Origin of the sequence: Mycolicibacterium sp. ND9-15 (genome assembly GCF_035918395.1) — a bacterium.
In the GTDB taxonomy this organism is placed as follows: domain Bacteria; phylum Actinomycetota; class Actinomycetes; order Mycobacteriales; family Mycobacteriaceae; genus Mycobacterium.
In genome coordinates this window covers 2,109,223-2,125,686 of record NZ_CP142362.1, presented here as the reverse complement: position 1 = coordinate 2,125,686, position 16,464 = coordinate 2,109,223, and the positions used below count along the sequence as shown (strand labels likewise).

The window sequence follows — 16,464 nt, the reverse complement described above, 5'->3', positions numbered from 1 at the left end:
GGGGACACCTCCCGCTTGCGGGGGTTCAGGTCACGCGTCGGCCGCTCTTGCGTGCGGCACCTGGCCGGTCGACGCTTGATAGTTCGCGTGCACCCAGGACAGAAACTTCTCGACTGCCTGCGCGGTGTAGTGCGCTCGTGGTGAGCCGTAGTAGTCGAACGCGTGCTGGGCGTGCGGGATCTCGGCGTAGGCGACGGTCGACGTGGACACTTTGCGCAGCTTCTCGACGAACTCGCGACCCTCCTGCACCGGGATGATCGAGTCGTCCTGGCCGTGCAGCACGAAAAACGGTGGTGCATCGGGACGTACCCGCCTGATCGAGGACGCGTCGACGAAGGTCTGCTTGTTCTCGGTGATGCGCTTCTTGACCACGAATTTCTGCAGGAACGCGATGAACTCCCTGCGTCCCGATCCCCGCGCCGATATCCAGTCGTAGCGGCCGTAGATCGGTACGGCGGCAACCACGGAGGTGTCGGTGTCCTCGAAACCCGGCTGCCACTGCGGATCGTCCGGCGTCAGCGCCGCCAGCGACGAGAGGTGCCCGCCGGCCGAGCCGCCGGTGATCGCGACGAATTCGGGGTCCCCGCCGTAGTCGGCGATGTTCTCCTTGACCCAAGCCAGCGCTCGCTTGACGTCGACGATGTGCGCGGGCCACGTGTTGCGGGGGCTCACCCGGTAGTCGATCGAGATGCAGACCCAGCCGCGTTCAGCCATGTGGCTCAGCAGGGGATAGGCCTGCGGCCGCCGCATGCCGATAGCCCACGCTCCACCCGGTACCTGCAACAGCACCGGTGCCTTGCCGTCCCGTGGCAGGTCGGCCCGGCGCCAGATGTCGGCGCGGTTGACACGGCCGTGGGGCCCGTACTGGACGGTGTTGGCGCGTTCGACGTAGCGGCGGCGCACCAGTTCGTTCGGCGGGGCGCCGACCATCGAGGGGCGCCGTGAGGATCGCGAGGTCGCGGCGATCTGTTCGTAGTCGTCGCCGAGCGCCTCACGCAGCGGGTTCTCGAAGTACGGCCTCGACGTCGCGTTGCGGTACATGATCAGGCCGAGCAGAGCCCACGCGATTGTGGTCAGCACCAACGCGATGCGGCCCCGTGCGCCGCGGAAGTCGCCTCGTAGGCCGCGGCGCGCGGCGTCCAGCAATGAACCCGCCAGATACAGCGGCGCGGCCTCGGTGGTCGGCCAGCCGAACGCGAACACCGGAAGCGTGATGTAGCCCTCGCGGCCCAGCGGCCGCACACCGTTGGCCGCGTTGAGGAGTTCAGCGCCGGCGCGCAGCACCGGGTGACGGCGTCTAGTCATCGAGCACCGTCATAGCCGTGTCGACGCGCTCCGAAACCTTGCTCAACCCAGCACCGGCAGCCGACGCTCGGTGGCCAGTTCGTCCAGGGCCCGCTGCATCACGTGACGCACATGCGCGTCGACCTCGTCGATGTCCGGGTCCTCCCCGAACTCGGCGACGATGTCGATCGGCGGCAGCACCTGCATGACGATCTTCGACGGCAGCGGAAGGTTCGGCGGGACCACCAGCGACAGGCCGAACGGGAAGCCGAAAGATATCGGCATGATCTTGGCGCGGGCGAGGCGTGCTATCGGCCCGAGGCGCTTGGCCAGCCACGTGCCCCGCGACAGGAAGATCTGGGTTTCCTGGCCGCCGATGCCGACCGTCGGCACGATCGGCACTCCGGCGTTCAGCGCGGCCTTGACGTAGCCGGTGCGCCCGCCGAAGTCGATCACGTTCTCCGAGAATGTCGGGCGGTAGACGTCGTAGTCGCCGCCGGGAAACACCACGACCAGCCCGCCGGATCGCAGCGCCTCGTCGGCGTTGCGGTGGTTGGCGCTGATATAGCCGATCTTGCGGAAGAACTCACCGGTCGGGCCGACCATCAGCATGTCGTGACTCAGCGTGTACAGCGGACGGTCGTAGCCGTGGTGTTCGTAGAAGTCCGCGGCCAGTACCGGCACATCCATCGGCAGCATGCCGCCGGAGTGGTTGGACACCACCAGCGCCCCGCCTGCGGGCAGGTTCTCCAGGCCGCGCACCTCGGAGCGGAAGTAGCGCTTGAGGAAGGGCCGGGTGACGGCGAAGACGCGCTCGGTCAGCACGGGATCCCACTTGGTGAGCTGCGACGGCTCGGTGTCGGCGGTGGCCATTGGTTCCCTCCGATCGAAAACTGAAACGTGTTCTAGTTTATCCGAGCGCGTCTGTCCAGGCCAAATGCTGCTTGTTTGCGGCCCTGCCGGTGCGGCTACCTTATCGCGCATGGAGGGCCGCGATCTTTTTGCGGGCCGCTACGAACTCCGAGGCGTACTCGGCCGCGGTGGCATGGCCGAGGTCCAGGACGGCTGGGACACCCGGCTGGACAGGGCGGTCGCGATCAAGCTGCTGCATCCAGCGTTCGCCGCCGACGTGCACATGCGCCGCCGCTTCGAGGACGAAGCCCGGGCCGCGGCCGGGCTGAACCACCCGAACATCGTCGCCGTGCACGACAGCGGCGAGCAGAACTGGACACCGTTCATCGTGATGGAGCGGTTGCCCGGCCGAACGCTGGCCGACCTGATCGCCTCGGGGCCGATGCCCCCGCAGCGGGTGCGCGCGATGCTTTGCGACGTGCTCGGCGCCCTGGCGACCGCGCATGCGGCGGGCATCCTGCACCGCGACGTCAAACCAGCCAACATCCTGGTTACCGCGGACGGAAACGCGATGAAGGTCGCGGACTTCGGTATCGCGAAGACCGCGGGCGCCGCGCACACCGCGACCGGTCAGATCGTCGGCACCATGGCCTACATGAGTCCGGAGCGGGTTGCCGGCGTTCCGGCGTCGGTGGCCGACGACCTCTACGCGGTCGGGGTGATGGGATACGAGGGGCTGACCGGACGGCGGCCGTATCCGCAGGAGAACCCCGCGACGCTCCTGCGGGCGATACTCGACCAACCGCCACCGCCGATCGCGGTCGTCCGCCCGGACATCGACCCCGTGTTGGCCGCGGTGATCGACCACGCCATGGCCCGCGATGCCGGGAAGCGGTTCGACAACGCCGAGCAGATGAGGGCCGCGCTGGCCGGCGCGCCGTCGCTGTCCGCGATGCCGGCGAGCCCGCCAGCGCCGCGGCCCGCCACCAAGGTGCTCGCCGAACCGCTCGCCCCGTCCGCGGCCTACTTCGTCCCGCCGAAGCCGAGGCGGAAACGCATGAGCCGGGAGCGCAAACTGCTGCTCGCGGCGGCGTTATTCGTCGCGTTCGTCGTCGCAGGTCTCGCGCTGGCGCTGGATCCGTCGTCGACGACCCGGCCGCCGCAGCCCATCAGCACCAGCACCACCACGCAGCCGCCACCCCCACCGACGACCACCCCGCCGCCACCGCCGTCGAACGTGGCGCCGGTGATCGAGGCTCCGAAGAAGCCGAAGAAGGGCAATCCGGGCAACGGCAACGGCAGGGGCAACGGCAACAAGAAGGGGAACGACTAGCGGCGTGGCACCGCGTTTCAGACACCGAATCGGAGGGCGGATGCACCGATGACGACCGACAACTGCTACGACGCCGACCCGTTCCCCAAGATCAAACCCGGTGTCGGACTGCTCATCTCGTTGCGTACGAAGGTGTTGGCCGACACCGCCGAGCTCACTCCGCCGACACCGGTGGAGCCCGGCCTGACCGGCATTCCGGTCACGGACTCGAGGCCCGTCTCGCGCGTGCTGGTGTGAATAACGAAGTTGGGGTCCGCCGACGGTCACAACCGCGCGGTCGATCGCCGAGATCGGTGTGCATGCGGCCTCCGCGCCTGCCTAGGTCGTTTCGTGCAGGGTCGTTACGATCAGCCGCGTGAGTGACAACAACGAAGAAGTAGTGCTGGTCGAACAGCGGGACCGCATCCTGGTCATCACCATCAACCGGCCGCAGGCCAAGAACGCGGTCAACGCCGAGGTGAGCCGGGGGCTCGCCGACGCCATGGACCGACTCGACGGTGATGCCGGTTTGTCGGTAGGCATCCTGACCGGGGCCGGCGGCTCGTTCAGCGCGGGCATGGACCTCAAAGCGTTCGCGCGCGGCGAGAACGTGGCCATCGAGGGCCGTGGCCTGGGCTTCACCGAGCGGCCGCCGGCCAAGCCCCTGATCGCCGCCGTGGAGGGCTACTGCCTTGCGGGCGGCTGCGAGCTGGCACTGGCCACCGACCTGATCGTGGCGTCGAAGGAGTCGGCGTTCGGCATTCCCGAGGTCAAGCGTGGCCTGGTGGCCGGCGGCGGCGGCCTGCTCCGGTTGCCGCAGCGGATTCCGTACGGCCTCGCGATGGAACTCGCGCTGACCGGTGAGAGCCTGTCCGCCGAGCGCGCCCACGACCTCGGGCTCGTCAACGTCCTCGCCGAACCCGGCCAGGCGCTGGAGGCGGCGATCGCGTTCGCGGAGAAGATCACCGCCAACGGTCCGCTCGCGGTGGCCGCGACCAAGCGGATCATCGTCGAATCCCGCGACTGGAACTCCCAGGAGATGTGGAAGAAGCAGGTGGAGATCTTCGGGCCCGTCTTCATGTCGAACGACGCCAAGGAAGGCGCGATTGCGTTCGCCGAGAAGCGAGCGCCGAAGTGGACCGGCACCTAGAGGGGTTTCTTGCGCCGTCGTCCCGGGCAACCGGTACACATGGAAACGTTGACCCGGGCGCGGCACGCGCAGAAGCGCATCTTCAAGGCACAGCGGCGACTGTGGTTGTTGCAGGCCGCGGTGTGGCCGACGGTGGCGCTGGCCGGTATCGGTGCGGTGGCGGCGGCGGTCGTTCGGTATCGCGGACGCGCCGACGGGCCGGTATCAGCGGTCCCCTCGCCGACCGATGGCCTCCCTCACCTCTAAGGAGACAGCGCATGGCGCAGAGCGACGATCTGCCGATCACCGACTACGACCAGCTGCCCCTGACCGAACTTCGTCACCGCATCCGAGCGCTCGACGAACCGGCGTTGCGGGCGGTGTTCGACCATGAGACCGCGCACGGCAACCGCATTCCGGTGCTCGAGGTGCTGCACGCCCGGCTCAAGGAGCTCTCGCAGGGCGCCGAACCGTCGCCCGGCGATCCGAGCAATGCACCCGAGGCGAGTGGGACGGCGGGCGGTTCACCCGTGCAGGAGTCGACGGCCGCGCCGGCCAGCACCCCGCTGCGGCACGGCGTCGCGAACCAGACGCCGGCCCGCGGCAAGCCCTGAGCGTCGCGTCCGCTCCGCGTGTCGTGCGCCGAGATCTGCGCGACGGCTGTGCCCGCCGCTGAAGTCACGACCTTGGTGCAGATTTCGGCGCAGAGTGAGTCGCTGATGGGCACAACCGGCCTATCGGTGGCACTGATCACCGACGACGCTCGGTGGAACCTGCGTGGACGCAACCTGGCCGCCCACGGCAACGGCAGCATCGAGCGAATCCGCTTCGACAGCGCCGCCGACGTCCTCGCCACGCCGGCCGCCGCTTCGGGATCGATCTGCACGACCTCGACAACCACCGCGACATCGAGGCGCTCATCGACGAAGTCCTCGACAGCTGAAGCCGGCAGAAATTGTATGACCAGTGGAATGGGATGAGGAGCAACTGATTTGGCGACGGTCTATTACACCGCGTCCAGTTTGGACGGCTACATCGTCGATGAGCACGACTGCCTGGACTGGCTGACCTTCCGCGACATCGACGGGGACGGTCCGTTCAACTACGACGAGTTCATCGCCACGATCGGCGCCGTGGTGATGGGTTCGGCGACGTACGAATGGATCGTGCGCAATCAGCCGGGCGACTGGAGGTACGAGCAGCCGTGCTGGGTGTTGACGCGACGACCGCACATCGTCGAGCAGGGGGGCCGCGTGCAGACATTCGCCGGCGACGTCGCCGACCTGCACCCGACGCTGCTGTCCGCCGCCGCGGGCCAGGATGTCTGGGTGGTCGGAGGAGGGAATGCCGCGGGGCAGTTCGTGTCGGCGGGGCTGATCGACGAAATGATCGTCAGCTACGCCCCGTGTTCGCTCGGGGCGGGTTCACCGGTGCTGCCGATCCGTTCGGAGTGGTCGCTGGTCGAGGCGGCGGTCAACAGGGACTTCGTCTGCGTACGGTGGCGCTCGGCGTAGCTCCGGTCGGGAACCCCGTAGTTGCGGATGAATTCCCTTGATTTGATCAGGAATTCGAGCTGGTGGGCCACGTCGCGTAGCGGGTCGACGGTGCGCGTCGACCGGCACAGCACCACCGCGCCTTCCAGTGCGGCAATGGATGTGATCGCAAGGGAGGCGGCGTCGGACGCGGCGAAACCATCGGAGACGAACGCGCGCGTCAGCGCATCGCGCCAGTGGTCGAAGATACTGCCGGCAACCGTCGACAACTGCGGCTCCTGGTCCGCCGACCCGATTGCGGCCGCCACCACCGGACAGCCCGCGGCGAAATCACTCTCAACGAGGAGTTCTTCCCAGAACACCACGAACTCGCGGACGAGGTACATACCACCCTTGGCCGCGGCCTCGTCGATTACTTCGGTGATCGCCTCACCGGCGTAGCGAAGGGCCTCGCTGAGGATCTGGTTGCGGCCCGCGGGGAAGTGGTAGTAGACGGACCCGCGCGGCGCGCCACTGCGGGCCAGCACCTCGTCGATCGTGAGGCCGGCGGCGCCGCGCTCGCGCAGCACCTCGGCTGCGGCGATCAGCATCTTGGTACGCGTCGAACCGCGCTTGCCGGCGGTCTTGGTCACTGTGGAAGACAGGACAACCTCCAAGGCAACGGTCAGGCTGCGGGCGTGTAGCGCACCTGCGCCGAACGCCATCCGAACGTGCGAGGGGTGAAACGGAAGACCGGCCGTCGGCGGTCATCCACCCGATGCGTGAACCGGAGTCCGACGAAGTTGAGCTCGATGACCCACATGGGACGCCTCCCTGGTTATGACCTGCAGCATACAACCGGCAACAGGGGGCAGCAACAATTGTATTCCGCACCACATCGTCCGACCGGAAACCCAGGTGATTCCGCTAGTGGAAAGCCCGCGCTAGATGGCGAATTATGATTGAAAGCATAATTCGGCGGGATGTCACGTACCTCGCGTGAACCGCGGGTCGTCGCACGATCCGACCGCTACGCTCGGGCTCGAAGCGAGAACGAAAGGCGCTCGTCATGGGCCACTACAAGAGCAATGTGCGCGATTTGGAGTTCAACCTCTTCGAGGTGCTCGATCTGGACAAGGCGCTGGCGACGGGCGACTTCGGCGATCTCGACGGTGACTCGGTCCGGCAGATGCTCGACGAGGCCGCCCGCCAGGCCGAGGGGCCACTCGCCGAGTCGTTCGCCGAATCCGACCGGCATCCGCCAACCTTCGATCCGGCCACCCACGAGGTGACCCTTCCCGAGCCGTTCAAGAAGTCATTTTGGACGTGGCATCAGGGTGAGTGGTTCCGGGTCGGGATGCCGGAGGAGATTGGCGGAGCGCCGGCCCCCTCGATTGTGGAGTGGGCGATCAACGAGTTCGTCCTCGGCGCTCATCCGGCGGTGTTCATCTACCAGGCCGGTTCGAAGATGGCGGACATCCTCTTCGGCATCGGCAACGAACAGCAGCGTCACTGGGCCGGGCTGATGGTGGAGCGCGACTGGTGCGCGACGATGGTGCTGACCGAACCCGACGCCGGCTCCGACGTCGGCGCGGGCCGCACCAAGGCCGTCCCACAACCCGACGGCACGTGGCATATCGACGGTGTCAAGCGGTTCATCACCAACGGCGACGCCGGCGACCTCTTCGAGAACATCATGCACCTGGTGCTGGCCCGCCCCGAGGGCGCCGGCCCGGGCACCAAGGGGCTGAGCCTGTTCATCGTGCCCAAGTTCCACTTCGATGCCGAGACGGGCGAGATCGGCGAACGAAACGGTGTCTTCGTGACCAACGTCGAGCACAAGATGGGCTTGAAGGTGTCCGCGACGTGCGAGCTGACCTTCGGCCAGCACGGCGTGCCGGCAGTCGGGTGGCTGGTCAACGACACCCATAACGGTATCGCCCAGATGTTCAAGGTCATCGAGTACGCCCGAATGATGGTGGGCACCAAGGCCATAGCCACATTGTCGACCGGCTACCTGAACGCGCTGGCATACGCCAAGGAGCGTGTGCAGGGCGCGGACATGACCCAGATGGCCGACAAGACCGCGCCGCGGGTGACGATTCTGCACCATCCCGACGTGCGCCGGGCGCTGATGACACAGAAGACGTATGCCGAAGGGTTGCGCGCGCTGTACCTCTACACCGCCGCCCATCAGGACCCGGTCGTCGCGCAGCTTGTCTCCGGCGCCGACGCCCAGATGGCCGACCGCGTCAACGACCTATTGCTGCCGATCGTCAAGGGGGTGGGCTCGGAGCGCGCATACCAATGCCTGACGGAATCGCTTCAGACACTCGGGGGTTCGGGATTTCTGCAGGACTACCCGATCGAGCAGTACATCCGCGACGCCAAGATCGACTCCCTCTACGAGGGCACCACCGCCATCCAGGCGCAGGACTTCTTCTTCCGCAAGATCGCCCGCGACCAAGGTGCGGCGCTGGGGCATGTGGCCGGGCAGATCCAGCAGTTCATCAGCAGCGACTCCGCCCGTCCCGAACTCGCGGACGGCCGCGCCCTGCTTGCCACTGCGCTGCGAGACGTGCAGACCATGGTGGCCGCGCTGACCGGATACTTGATCTCCGCGCAGGAGAATCCGCGCGAGTTGTACCGCATCGGCCTCGGATCGGTGCCGTTCCTGCTCGCGGTCGGCGATCTGTTCATCGGCTGGATGTTGTTGCACCAGGCCGAGATTGCGCTTGCCGCCCTGGACGGCGACGTGTCCGACAGCGACCGGGCGTTCTACACGGGCAAGATCGCCGCCGCGAACTTCTTCGCCAAGCACATGCTGCCGCCGTTGACGGCTCAGCGCAGGATCATCGAGAAGGTCGGGCTCGAGGTGATGGACATGCCCGAAGCCGCCTTCTAGGTCAATCCTCCGGGGTGTAGCCGAACGGCAGCAGCACGCTCTTGTGCTCGACGTAGGCCTCGATCCCCTCGGGACCGTTCTCGCGCCCGATGCCGGAGTTCTTGTAGCCGCCGAACGGGGCGCCCGGATCGAACGCGTACATGTTGACCGCGTAGGTGCCGGTCCGGATCTGCGACGCGACTTCGAGCGCCTTCTTGTTGTCGGTCGTCCACACGCTGCCGGCCAGCCCGTACACCGAGTCGTTGGCGATGCGGATCGCATCATCTTCGGTCTCGTAGGGGATCACCGCCAGCACCGGACCGAAGATCTCCTCCTGGGCGATCGTCATCGAGTTGTCGACGTCGGCGAACACCGTCGGCTCGACGAACCAGCCGTTGTCGAGTCCCTCGGGGCGGCCGCCGCCGGTGACGATCCGGGCGCCCTCGTCGACGCCCTTCTTGATGTAGGACTCGACGCGGTCGCGCTGCTTCTCCGAAATCAGTGGTCCGATCGCGGCGTTCGGATCGTCGGGCAGACCGACGGGCATCCCCGAGATGAAGCTGGCGACCTTCTCGACGACCTCGTCGTAACGCGACCGCGGTGCGAGGATGCGCGTCTGCGCGACGCAAGCCTGCCCGCTGTTCATCACGCCCGAGAAGCCGAGCATCGGCAGGGTGGAGTCCAGATCGGCGTCTTCGAGGATGATCGCCGCGGACTTGCCGCCGAGTTCCAGCGTGCACGGCTTGAGCTTCTCGGCGGCGATCTTGGCGATCTCCCTGCCCACCGCCGAACTGCCGGTGAACGTGTACTTGTCGATCAGGTCGCTCGCGGTCAGCGCGCGGCCCGTCTCGGGGCCGCCGGGCACGATCGACAGCACGCCTTCGGGGAGGCCCGCCTCGGCGAACATCTCGGCCATCGCGAACACCGACAGCGGCGTCTCGGCGGCGGGCTTGAGCACCACGGTGCAACCGGCCAGCAGTGCGGGCCCGAGTTTGTTGGCGGCCAGGAAGAAGGGCACATTCCAGGCGGTGACGGCGCCGACTACGCCGATGGGCTCTCGCACGACCAGCGTCTGGCCGTAGATGCCGTCGCGGATCTCTTTCCACGCGAACTTGTCGGCCGCGCCGGCGAAGTACTGGAACGCCGACATCGCCGCGCCGTACTGCATCATGTCGACGATCGTCTGCGGCTGACCGGTCTCGGCGGCCAGCAAGAACTTCAGCTCGTCGCCACGCTCTTCCATCAGCTTGACGGCGGCGGCGAGGACGGCGGCACGCTCCTGCGGCGACTTGTGCGGCCACGGGCCCTCGTCGAACGCCTTGCGAGCCGCGGCGCAGGCGGCGTCGACGTCGGCGGCCGAGGCCAGCGGCACCTTGCCGACGAGCTCACCGGTCGCGGGTGAGCGCACCTCGATCACGTCCGACGTGGCCGGCTCGACCCACTTACCGCCGATGAACAGCTTGTCCCATTCGGTCCGATACGCCGTGCTCTGTGTCATGGCCGTCACACTACCCACCCCGGCCGGGAAACGAGAACCTGTTGCAGTCGGCCGATCAGGGCGCCCGCAGAACCAGCACCAGGTTGCTCACCAGAAACTCCCGCAGCACCGGCACGTTCGTCAGCGACCACGCCCATCGCGGGTGGTAGCGGGGGAAAGCTGCCAGTAACGCTCCGGTGCTCGCCGCCCACTCCAGCCCGTCGGCGGCCGACACGGCGAACAATGACGAGCCGTAGTTGTTCTTCGGCGGATGGCCGTGCCGGCGGGTGTACCTGCGCGCCGCCCGCGCGCCGCCGAGGTAGTGCCAGAGGCCGGTCTCGTGACCCCCGAACGGGCCCAGCCACACGGTGTACGAGAGCACCACCAGCCCGCCGGGGCGCGTCACGCGCAGCATCTCGGCCCCCATCTGCCAAGGCCGCGGAACGTGCTCGGCGACGTTCGACGAGAGGCAGACGTCGACGCTGGAGTCGGCGAACGGCAGCGCCATTCCCGAGGCTCGCACGTAGGGGACGTCGGCCGCGGTCGCCGGACCGGCGTGCATCTCAGTCGGATCGGGCTCTACACCGATGTAGTGAAACCCGTTGGCGGCGAACGATTCCGAAAAGAACCCGGGCCCGCCGCCGACGTCGAGCACGGTCGGGCCGGTCGGTGCCGCGCCGTGCACTCCGCGCCACAGGTCGGCGACCATCGCGGCGGTGTCCTCGGCGAGCGCCCCGTAGAACCGCGCGGGGTCGCTCCGCTCGAAGCGGAACTCCGCGACCAGGCGCAGCGACCGGGACAGCGTCGCCCGCTCCGCGAACAGGTCCGTGACTGGCATGGAACCGAAGACTACGCAGCGTCGCGATCCGACTACGCTGTTGCCGATGTCTGCCCGTCCGCTCCGATCGGTGCTGCTGCTGTGCTGGCGCGACACCGACCACCCGCAGGGTGGGGGCAGTGAGGCCTATCTGCAGCGCATCGGCGCGCAGTTGGTCGCGTCGGGAGTCGAGGTCACCCTGCGTACCGCGCGCTATCCGGGGGCGCCGCGCCGCGACATCCTCGACGGTGTTCGGGTCAGCCGTGGCGGCGGGCGCTACACCGTCTACATCTGGGCGGGGCTGGCGATGGTGCTGGCGCGAATCGGGCTCGGGCCGCTGCGGCGCGCGCGCCCCGACGTGGTGATCGACACTCAGAACGGCATCCCGTTCATGGCTCGGCTGGCCTACGGGCGGCGCGTCGCCGTGCTCGTGCACCACTGTCACCGCGAGCAGTGGCCGGTGGCGGGTCCGATGATGGGCAGGGTGGGGTGGTTCGTCGAGTCGCGGCTTTCGCCGCGCGCGCACCGGCGCAACCAGTACGTGACGGTGTCGCTGCCGTCGGCGCGCGACCTGGCGGCCCTGGGGGTGCGTCCCGGTCAGATCGCGGTGGTGCGCAACGGCCTCGACGAGGCGCCCGCTGATGCGCTCGAATCGGCCCGCTCCACCACCCCGCGGGTCGTTGTGTTGTCAAGGTTGGTGCCGCACAAGCAGATTGAGGATGCTCTGGAGGCCGTCGCGGCGCTGCGGCCCCGACATCCGGAGCTGACGCTCGACATCGTCGGTGGCGGTTGGTGGGAACAGCGGCTCGTCGAGCACGCTGCGCTGCTGGGCATTTCCGATGCGGTGACGTTCCATGGCCACGTCGACGACCAGACGAAACACCGTGTACTGCAACAGTCCTGGGTACACGTGTTGCCGTCGCGGAAAGAGGGCTGGGCGCTGGCGGTGATCGAGGCCGGCCAGCATTCGGTGCCCACGATCGGCTACCGGTGTTCCGGAGGTTTGACGGATTCGATCGTCGACGGGGTGACCGGGGTGTTGGTGGACGACTTCGAAGAGTTGGTCGACGGCCTGGACGCGCTGTTGTCCGATCGTGTGCTGCGCGAGCAACTGGGCGCCAAAGCCCTTGACCGTTGCGGCGAGTTCTCCTGGCAGCAGAGCGCCGACGCGATGCGCACCGTGTTGGAGTCGGTGCACCGCGGGCAGTACATCAGCGGCGTCGTCTAGTTCGAGGAGGCGTGTCGACCTCGCACCGAAGGCCTGGTGCACCGCGGATACGACGGTCGAGGGTGACGACCGTCGCGTCCAGTGTCTCGGCTAATGCGACATATGCCCCGTCGTAGCTGGAGAGATTCTCCCGTAATTCCCAAATGCGATCGGCCAGCAAGTCGTAGGGCCAGTAGTCGATAGCAAGGTCGAGAAGGTCGGTATGTGCTTGCACGGCTTGGTCGGCGGTGATCCTTCCGGCCAGTTCTTGCCGTCGCATGACGTTGGCGCACTCGAACGGCAGAAGCGTCGGCGCGTAAAGATCTGCTTCGCTGATCTTGGCGGTGGCCCATCGACCGTCGTCGCCTGAGTCCAGTAGTGCGGCCAGGATCGTGGAGGCATCGCAGACGACGCGCAATCTCACCGCCTGTCCGCGTCTTTGTCGGCGAGGATCGTCGCCGCGTCGAGTCGACTCCCGGTTGCTGCGACGCGCGCTCGTGCCCGGGCAAGAGTGTCCTGCACTGTCGGCTTGGCGGCGGTGTCGACAAGCATTCCGCGCAGGTATTCCTGAAGCGACTTTCCGGACCTAGCCGCCCGAATCGCCAACTCGTCGCGCACGTCGTCGGGGATGTCACGGATAGTGATGGCGACCATGTCTGCATTTTAGCTGCAATGCTGTGAATCTGCAGGCATCTCCTCCAGCGGACACGTATTCGTGTGGCTGGGTATCTCGCAAAGAGGCTGTCCAGGCTCCGAACGTGTACGCCGAATCGCCAGTCCTACCGTCATCGAGGTGCGCGGAGCCGGGTGGGCAACTGCACCATGGCCAGCCGGTGATGCTCCCTTCAAAAGTCATGAATGATCCGAGGCCACCGGTTTATCACGACACGATCTCGTACTCCCAGAAGGAAAAAGGGGCAGGCGCACTTCAAGAAGGGGTCGCGCCCAGATACTGCAATTCGACCTTCAGCTCGGCTTAGACTTCCGTCGTGTTCTCCGAGACGCGCTATGCGATGAACGGGGACTTGCGAGTCGCCTATCGGACGTCCGCTGAGGGCGAGCGAGACATCGTGTTCGTCCCAAATTGGTTCACGTGCTGCGAGCACCTTCCAGAACTGCCATCTATCCAGGGGTGGGTTGAGGCGATGGCATCGCTCGGTCGGTTCATCATTTTCGACCAGCCGGGCAGCGGAGCTTCCGATCCTGTGGAGCCGGGCGCGATGCCAACGCTGGAGCAATGGGCCGACAGCATCACTGCGGTGCTCGACGCTCTCGGCAGTCCCGGCGCAGCTCTGGTCACGTGGCCTGGCGCATTCCCGACGGCGGCGCTTTTCGCTGCGACACATCCGTCCCGAACCACCGCGCTCGTCGTGCTTCAGGGATGGGCCATTCCGGTCGTCGAACTCACTGACGGGCCCAATTACGAAGAAATCACTGCCAACGGGGTCGCCATGTGGGGCACAGGCGAATGGCAGCACGTGGTGAATCCGGACATGCCGTGGAACGAGGAGATTCGGGCAGCATGGGCACGATTTGAACGCCTGGCGGTGAGCCCACGGACCGTCGCGCTTCTGTTCCCTCTCTTCTCGGAATTGGATGTCCGGACCGTTCTGCCGACGATCCGTGTGCCGACGCTCGTATTGCAGCACGCCGACGACCCAATCGCCCCGCCAGCTTTAGGGAAGGATGTCGCCGATCGCATACCGGGCGCGAATTACGTTGAGCTGCCGGGGCGCAACGTCTACCACTTCGTCGAACCCGGCTGGCGCGAGTCCTTCCAGGAGATCGCCTCGTTTCTCACCGGCGAGCAGGCTGACCTCGCAGACGATCGGGTTCTTGCCACGGTGCTGTTCACCGATATCGTCGATTCGACGCGCCGAGCCGCGGAGATGGGCGATCGTGACTGGCACGCCTTGCTTGATGCGCACGACGCCGTCGTACGGTCGCAGCTGTCACGCTTCCATGGGCGCGAGGTCAACAGCACCGGTGACGGCTTTCTCGCGATGTTCGACGGTCCGCAGCGGGCGATCCGCTGCGCCATGGCAATCCGTGATGCGGCGCGGTCATTGGGCATCGAGGTGCGTGCCGGACTGCACACCGGCGAGTGTGAGGTTCGTGGCGATGACATCGGCGGGATCGGCGTGCACATCGGCGCGCGCGTAAGCGCGCTGGCGGGCGCGAATGACGTGCTCGTGTCCGGCACGCTGCGCGACCTCGTCATCGGGTCGGGGCTCCGATTCGAAGACCGCGGCGCTCACAAACTCAAGGGCGTACCCGGCGAATGGCACCTCTTCGCCGTCGCTTCTCCGTAGTGGTGGGATCCGGGCAAGAACCCTCCTCGCGGTCGGCGACGGCGTGCAGTCCACTCTGAAGGAGGCCGCCTAACGCTCGCCCATCCACGAGGATTTGAACAGTGTCCCGTGTGGTATCGCGATGAGTTCTGCCCTCCGGTGCAGTCTGATCTGCATGGGCAAACTCATCTATGGCTTCAACGTGTCGGTGGACGGGTACATCGCCGATGCAGAAGGCAACATCGACTGGTCCGATCCGAGCGACGAATTGCACCAGTACTGGAACGACTTTGAGCGTGAGACTGCCCTGTCGTTCTATGGCCGGCGGCTCTACGAGCTGATGTCCGCATACTGGCCAACCGCCGACAAGGCCCCGGACGCCACCCCTCTGATCGTCGACTTCGCCCGCATCTGGCGCGACATGCCCAAGGTCGTGTTCTCGCGCACCCTGGAGTCCGTCGACTGGAACTCCCGCCTGGAACGCAACGACCCGGTCGGGGTGGTAACGAAGCTGAAAGCCGAAACCGGCGGCAGGCTGGAAGTGGCCGGCGCGACGCTGGCCGCACCGATCGTGCAGGCCGGACTGGTGGATGAGTACCGGATCGTGATCGCGCCCACCGCCGTTGGCGGCGGCATCCCGTTCTTTCCGACCCTGCCGTCATGGATCTCGCTGCGACTGTTGGAGAACCGCACCTTCCCGGGTGGCACGGTCCTGCTGCGCTACGAGGCGAAACACGACTGACCGGACATACACAGCCAGGCGAGCTGCGATGCACTACGAGATACAGATCTCGACTTTGGCGTCGAGGGACCTAACCAACCAGTGACGAAATACATTCTCAGGCAGAGCAACTCAACGGAGGTGACGCAGCCCTGCGGCGACCTGGTCGCCCCACGCGATGGAATCCTTCCTACGCGCGAGGCGCGCGGCTAATTCCGGCGCTACGCCACCGAACCGCGCCATGATGCGGATGGGTAGTTCGGCGGCATCGACTTCGCCCAGGTTCTTCTCGATGGCGGCGATGACGCGACGCGCGACGAAGTCGCACGACGTTCCCTTCGTACCCGGCGTAGATGGAAGATGTGCATCGGCGAGCATGCCGGCGTCCATCATCGTTCCTGGAAAGACCACCGATGCGCTTACCCCAGACCCGTGAAGATCCTGGCGAAGCGATCCGCAAAAGCCGCGCAGCCCGGCCTTTGTGGCCGAGTAGATGGGTACGCGGGCGCTGGGCAGCTTACCGGCGATCGATGAGATGTAGACAAAGTGGCCACGCCCGCGTTGCAGCATCCCGGGAAGCAGCTGCTGTGTCATCAGCATGGGTGCTCGCAGGTTCACGTCGAGTGCCCGGTTCAGCTGCTCGGGCGTGAAGTCATCCAGCTTCCCGGTGGCGGGTAACGCCGCGTTTGCGACCATGATGTCGATGTCGGCCAAGCGAGCGGTCAGTTCGGCGACCTGGCCACTGTCTGCCAGATCGCAAACGAGGATTTCGGCACCGGTCAACTGCGACGTTAGAGACTGGAGGGCATCTTCTCGTCTACCGAGAAGGATGAGGTGCGCCCCGCGAGTGTGCAGGGCACGGGCAATCGCACCACCGAGGCCACCGGCAGCACCCGTCACCACCGCTTTCGCACCATTGATTTCCATCGCCGCCTCCTAGCCCTTTGACGACGAACGGTAAACCTTTGTCGTTCGGCTAGAGCCGTATCTCATATTTCTTCCGCAAACGGTGGTTTCG

General features: G+C 66.5%; 19 protein-coding genes and 1 pseudogene. 11 read left to right on the top strand and 9 right to left on the bottom strand.

Translation table 11 applies throughout. The features are described 5' to 3' along the window. Positions 1-30 precede the first annotated feature (30 nt). Together QGN32_RS10385 and QGN32_RS10380 are read right to left on the bottom strand one after the other, a co-directional pair. Positions 31-1,305 (bottom strand): alpha/beta hydrolase, encoded by a 1,275-nt coding sequence (locus tag QGN32_RS10385; RefSeq protein WP_326548477.1) that lies wholly within the window; start codon positions 1,303-1,305, stop codon positions 31-33. Positions 1,306-1,347: 42 nt separating this feature from the next. Continuing rightward, a complete protein-coding gene (locus tag QGN32_RS10380; RefSeq protein ID WP_326548476.1) occupies positions 1,348-2,157 on the bottom strand; it encodes a lysophospholipid acyltransferase family protein in 810 nt (269 codons plus the stop codon). Between the two features lie 109 nt (positions 2,158-2,266). On the opposite strand from QGN32_RS10380, the gene QGN32_RS10375 reads away from it, so the two are divergent. The 7 genes from QGN32_RS10375 to QGN32_RS10345 all read left to right on the top strand — a co-directional run bounded on the left by QGN32_RS10375 (position 2,267) and on the right by QGN32_RS10345 (position 6,091). Beyond that, a complete protein-coding gene (locus tag QGN32_RS10375) occupies positions 2,267-3,469 on the top strand; it encodes a serine/threonine-protein kinase (RefSeq protein ID WP_326548475.1) in 1,203 nt (400 codons plus the stop codon). Between the two features lie 48 nt (positions 3,470-3,517). Continuing rightward, positions 3,518-3,706, top strand: coding sequence for a hypothetical protein (locus QGN32_RS10370; RefSeq protein WP_326548474.1), 189 nt, complete (start codon positions 3,518-3,520; stop codon positions 3,704-3,706). 109 nt (positions 3,707-3,815) lie between these two features. Then, positions 3,816-4,598, top strand: coding sequence for a crotonase/enoyl-CoA hydratase family protein (locus tag QGN32_RS10365; protein WP_326549017.1), 783 nt, complete (start codon positions 3,816-3,818; stop codon positions 4,596-4,598). Between the two features lie 39 nt (positions 4,599-4,637). Further along, entirely contained in the window at positions 4,638-4,844 is a 207-nt protein-coding gene (locus QGN32_RS10360; RefSeq protein WP_326548473.1) for a hypothetical protein, read from the top strand. A gap of 11 nt (positions 4,845-4,855) precedes the next feature. Next, on the top strand, positions 4,856-5,191 hold the full coding sequence (locus QGN32_RS10355; protein WP_326548472.1) for a DUF8129 domain-containing protein: 336 nt from the start codon (positions 4,856-4,858) through the stop codon (positions 5,189-5,191). Between the two features lie 105 nt (positions 5,192-5,296). Next, on the top strand, positions 5,297-5,557 hold the full coding sequence (locus QGN32_RS10350) for a hypothetical protein (RefSeq protein ID WP_326548471.1): 261 nt from the start codon (positions 5,297-5,299) through the stop codon (positions 5,555-5,557). 12 nt (positions 5,558-5,569) lie between these two features. Then, the gene (locus QGN32_RS10345) at positions 5,570-6,091 is read left to right on the top strand and encodes a dihydrofolate reductase family protein (protein ID WP_326548470.1); all 522 of its coding nucleotides are present in this window, start codon (positions 5,570-5,572) and stop codon (positions 6,089-6,091) included. An 8-nt stretch (positions 6,092-6,099) separates the two neighbouring features. Here the strand turns inward: QGN32_RS10345 and QGN32_RS10340 are convergent. Then, positions 6,100-6,660 (bottom strand): annotated as a pseudogene (locus QGN32_RS10340) (TetR/AcrR family transcriptional regulator); the annotation flags it as partial. A 74-nt stretch (positions 6,661-6,734) separates the two neighbouring features. Then, positions 6,735-6,872, bottom strand: coding sequence for a hypothetical protein (locus QGN32_RS10335; protein WP_326548469.1), 138 nt, complete (start codon positions 6,870-6,872; stop codon positions 6,735-6,737). Positions 6,873-7,118: 246 nt separating this feature from the next. Between QGN32_RS10335 and QGN32_RS10330 the strand changes: the two genes are divergently transcribed. Then, entirely contained in the window at positions 7,119-8,954 is a 1,836-nt protein-coding gene (locus QGN32_RS10330; protein WP_326548468.1) for an acyl-CoA dehydrogenase, read from the top strand. 1 nt (position 8,955) lies between these two features. On the opposite strand, the gene QGN32_RS10325 is transcribed toward QGN32_RS10330, so the two are convergent. Continuing rightward, on the bottom strand, positions 8,956-10,431 hold the full coding sequence (locus QGN32_RS10325) for an aldehyde dehydrogenase (RefSeq protein WP_326548467.1): 1,476 nt from the start codon (positions 10,429-10,431) through the stop codon (positions 8,956-8,958). A 55-nt stretch (positions 10,432-10,486) separates the two neighbouring features. Continuing rightward, positions 10,487-11,248, bottom strand: coding sequence for a class I SAM-dependent methyltransferase (locus QGN32_RS10320; RefSeq protein WP_326548466.1), 762 nt, complete (start codon positions 11,246-11,248; stop codon positions 10,487-10,489). 46 nt (positions 11,249-11,294) lie between these two features. Between QGN32_RS10320 and QGN32_RS10315 the strand changes: the two genes are divergently transcribed. After that, entirely contained in the window at positions 11,295-12,455 is a 1,161-nt protein-coding gene (locus QGN32_RS10315) for a glycosyltransferase family 4 protein (protein WP_326548465.1), read from the top strand. Here QGN32_RS10315 and QGN32_RS10310 read toward each other — a convergent pair. Both QGN32_RS10310 and QGN32_RS10305 read right to left on the bottom strand, forming a co-directional pair. Further along, on the bottom strand, positions 12,439-12,858 hold the full coding sequence (locus QGN32_RS10310) for a type II toxin-antitoxin system VapC family toxin (protein ID WP_326548464.1): 420 nt from the start codon (positions 12,856-12,858) through the stop codon (positions 12,439-12,441). The genes QGN32_RS10315 and QGN32_RS10310 overlap by 17 nt on opposite strands. Further along, the gene (locus tag QGN32_RS10305; RefSeq protein WP_326548463.1) at positions 12,855-13,088 is read right to left on the bottom strand and encodes a FitA-like ribbon-helix-helix domain-containing protein; all 234 of its coding nucleotides are present in this window, start codon (positions 13,086-13,088) and stop codon (positions 12,855-12,857) included. The genes QGN32_RS10310 and QGN32_RS10305 overlap by 4 nt, the downstream gene beginning before the upstream one ends. 335 nt (positions 13,089-13,423) lie before the next feature. Between QGN32_RS10305 and QGN32_RS10300 the strand changes: the two genes are divergently transcribed. Both QGN32_RS10300 and QGN32_RS10295 read left to right on the top strand, forming a co-directional pair. Then, positions 13,424-14,746, top strand: coding sequence for an adenylate/guanylate cyclase domain-containing protein (locus tag QGN32_RS10300; protein ID WP_326548462.1), 1,323 nt, complete (start codon positions 13,424-13,426; stop codon positions 14,744-14,746). 154 nt (positions 14,747-14,900) lie between these two features. Then, positions 14,901-15,467 carry a dihydrofolate reductase family protein gene (locus QGN32_RS10295; RefSeq protein ID WP_326548461.1) on the top strand — a complete coding sequence of 189 codons (567 nt, stop codon included), beginning with the start codon at positions 14,901-14,903 and terminating at the stop codon, positions 15,465-15,467. A 111-nt stretch (positions 15,468-15,578) separates the two neighbouring features. On the opposite strand, the gene QGN32_RS10290 is transcribed toward QGN32_RS10295, so the two are convergent. Next, positions 15,579-16,346, bottom strand: coding sequence for an SDR family NAD(P)-dependent oxidoreductase (locus QGN32_RS10290; RefSeq protein ID WP_326548460.1), 768 nt, complete (start codon positions 16,344-16,346; stop codon positions 15,579-15,581). Between the last annotated feature and the right edge of the window lie 118 nt (positions 16,347-16,464).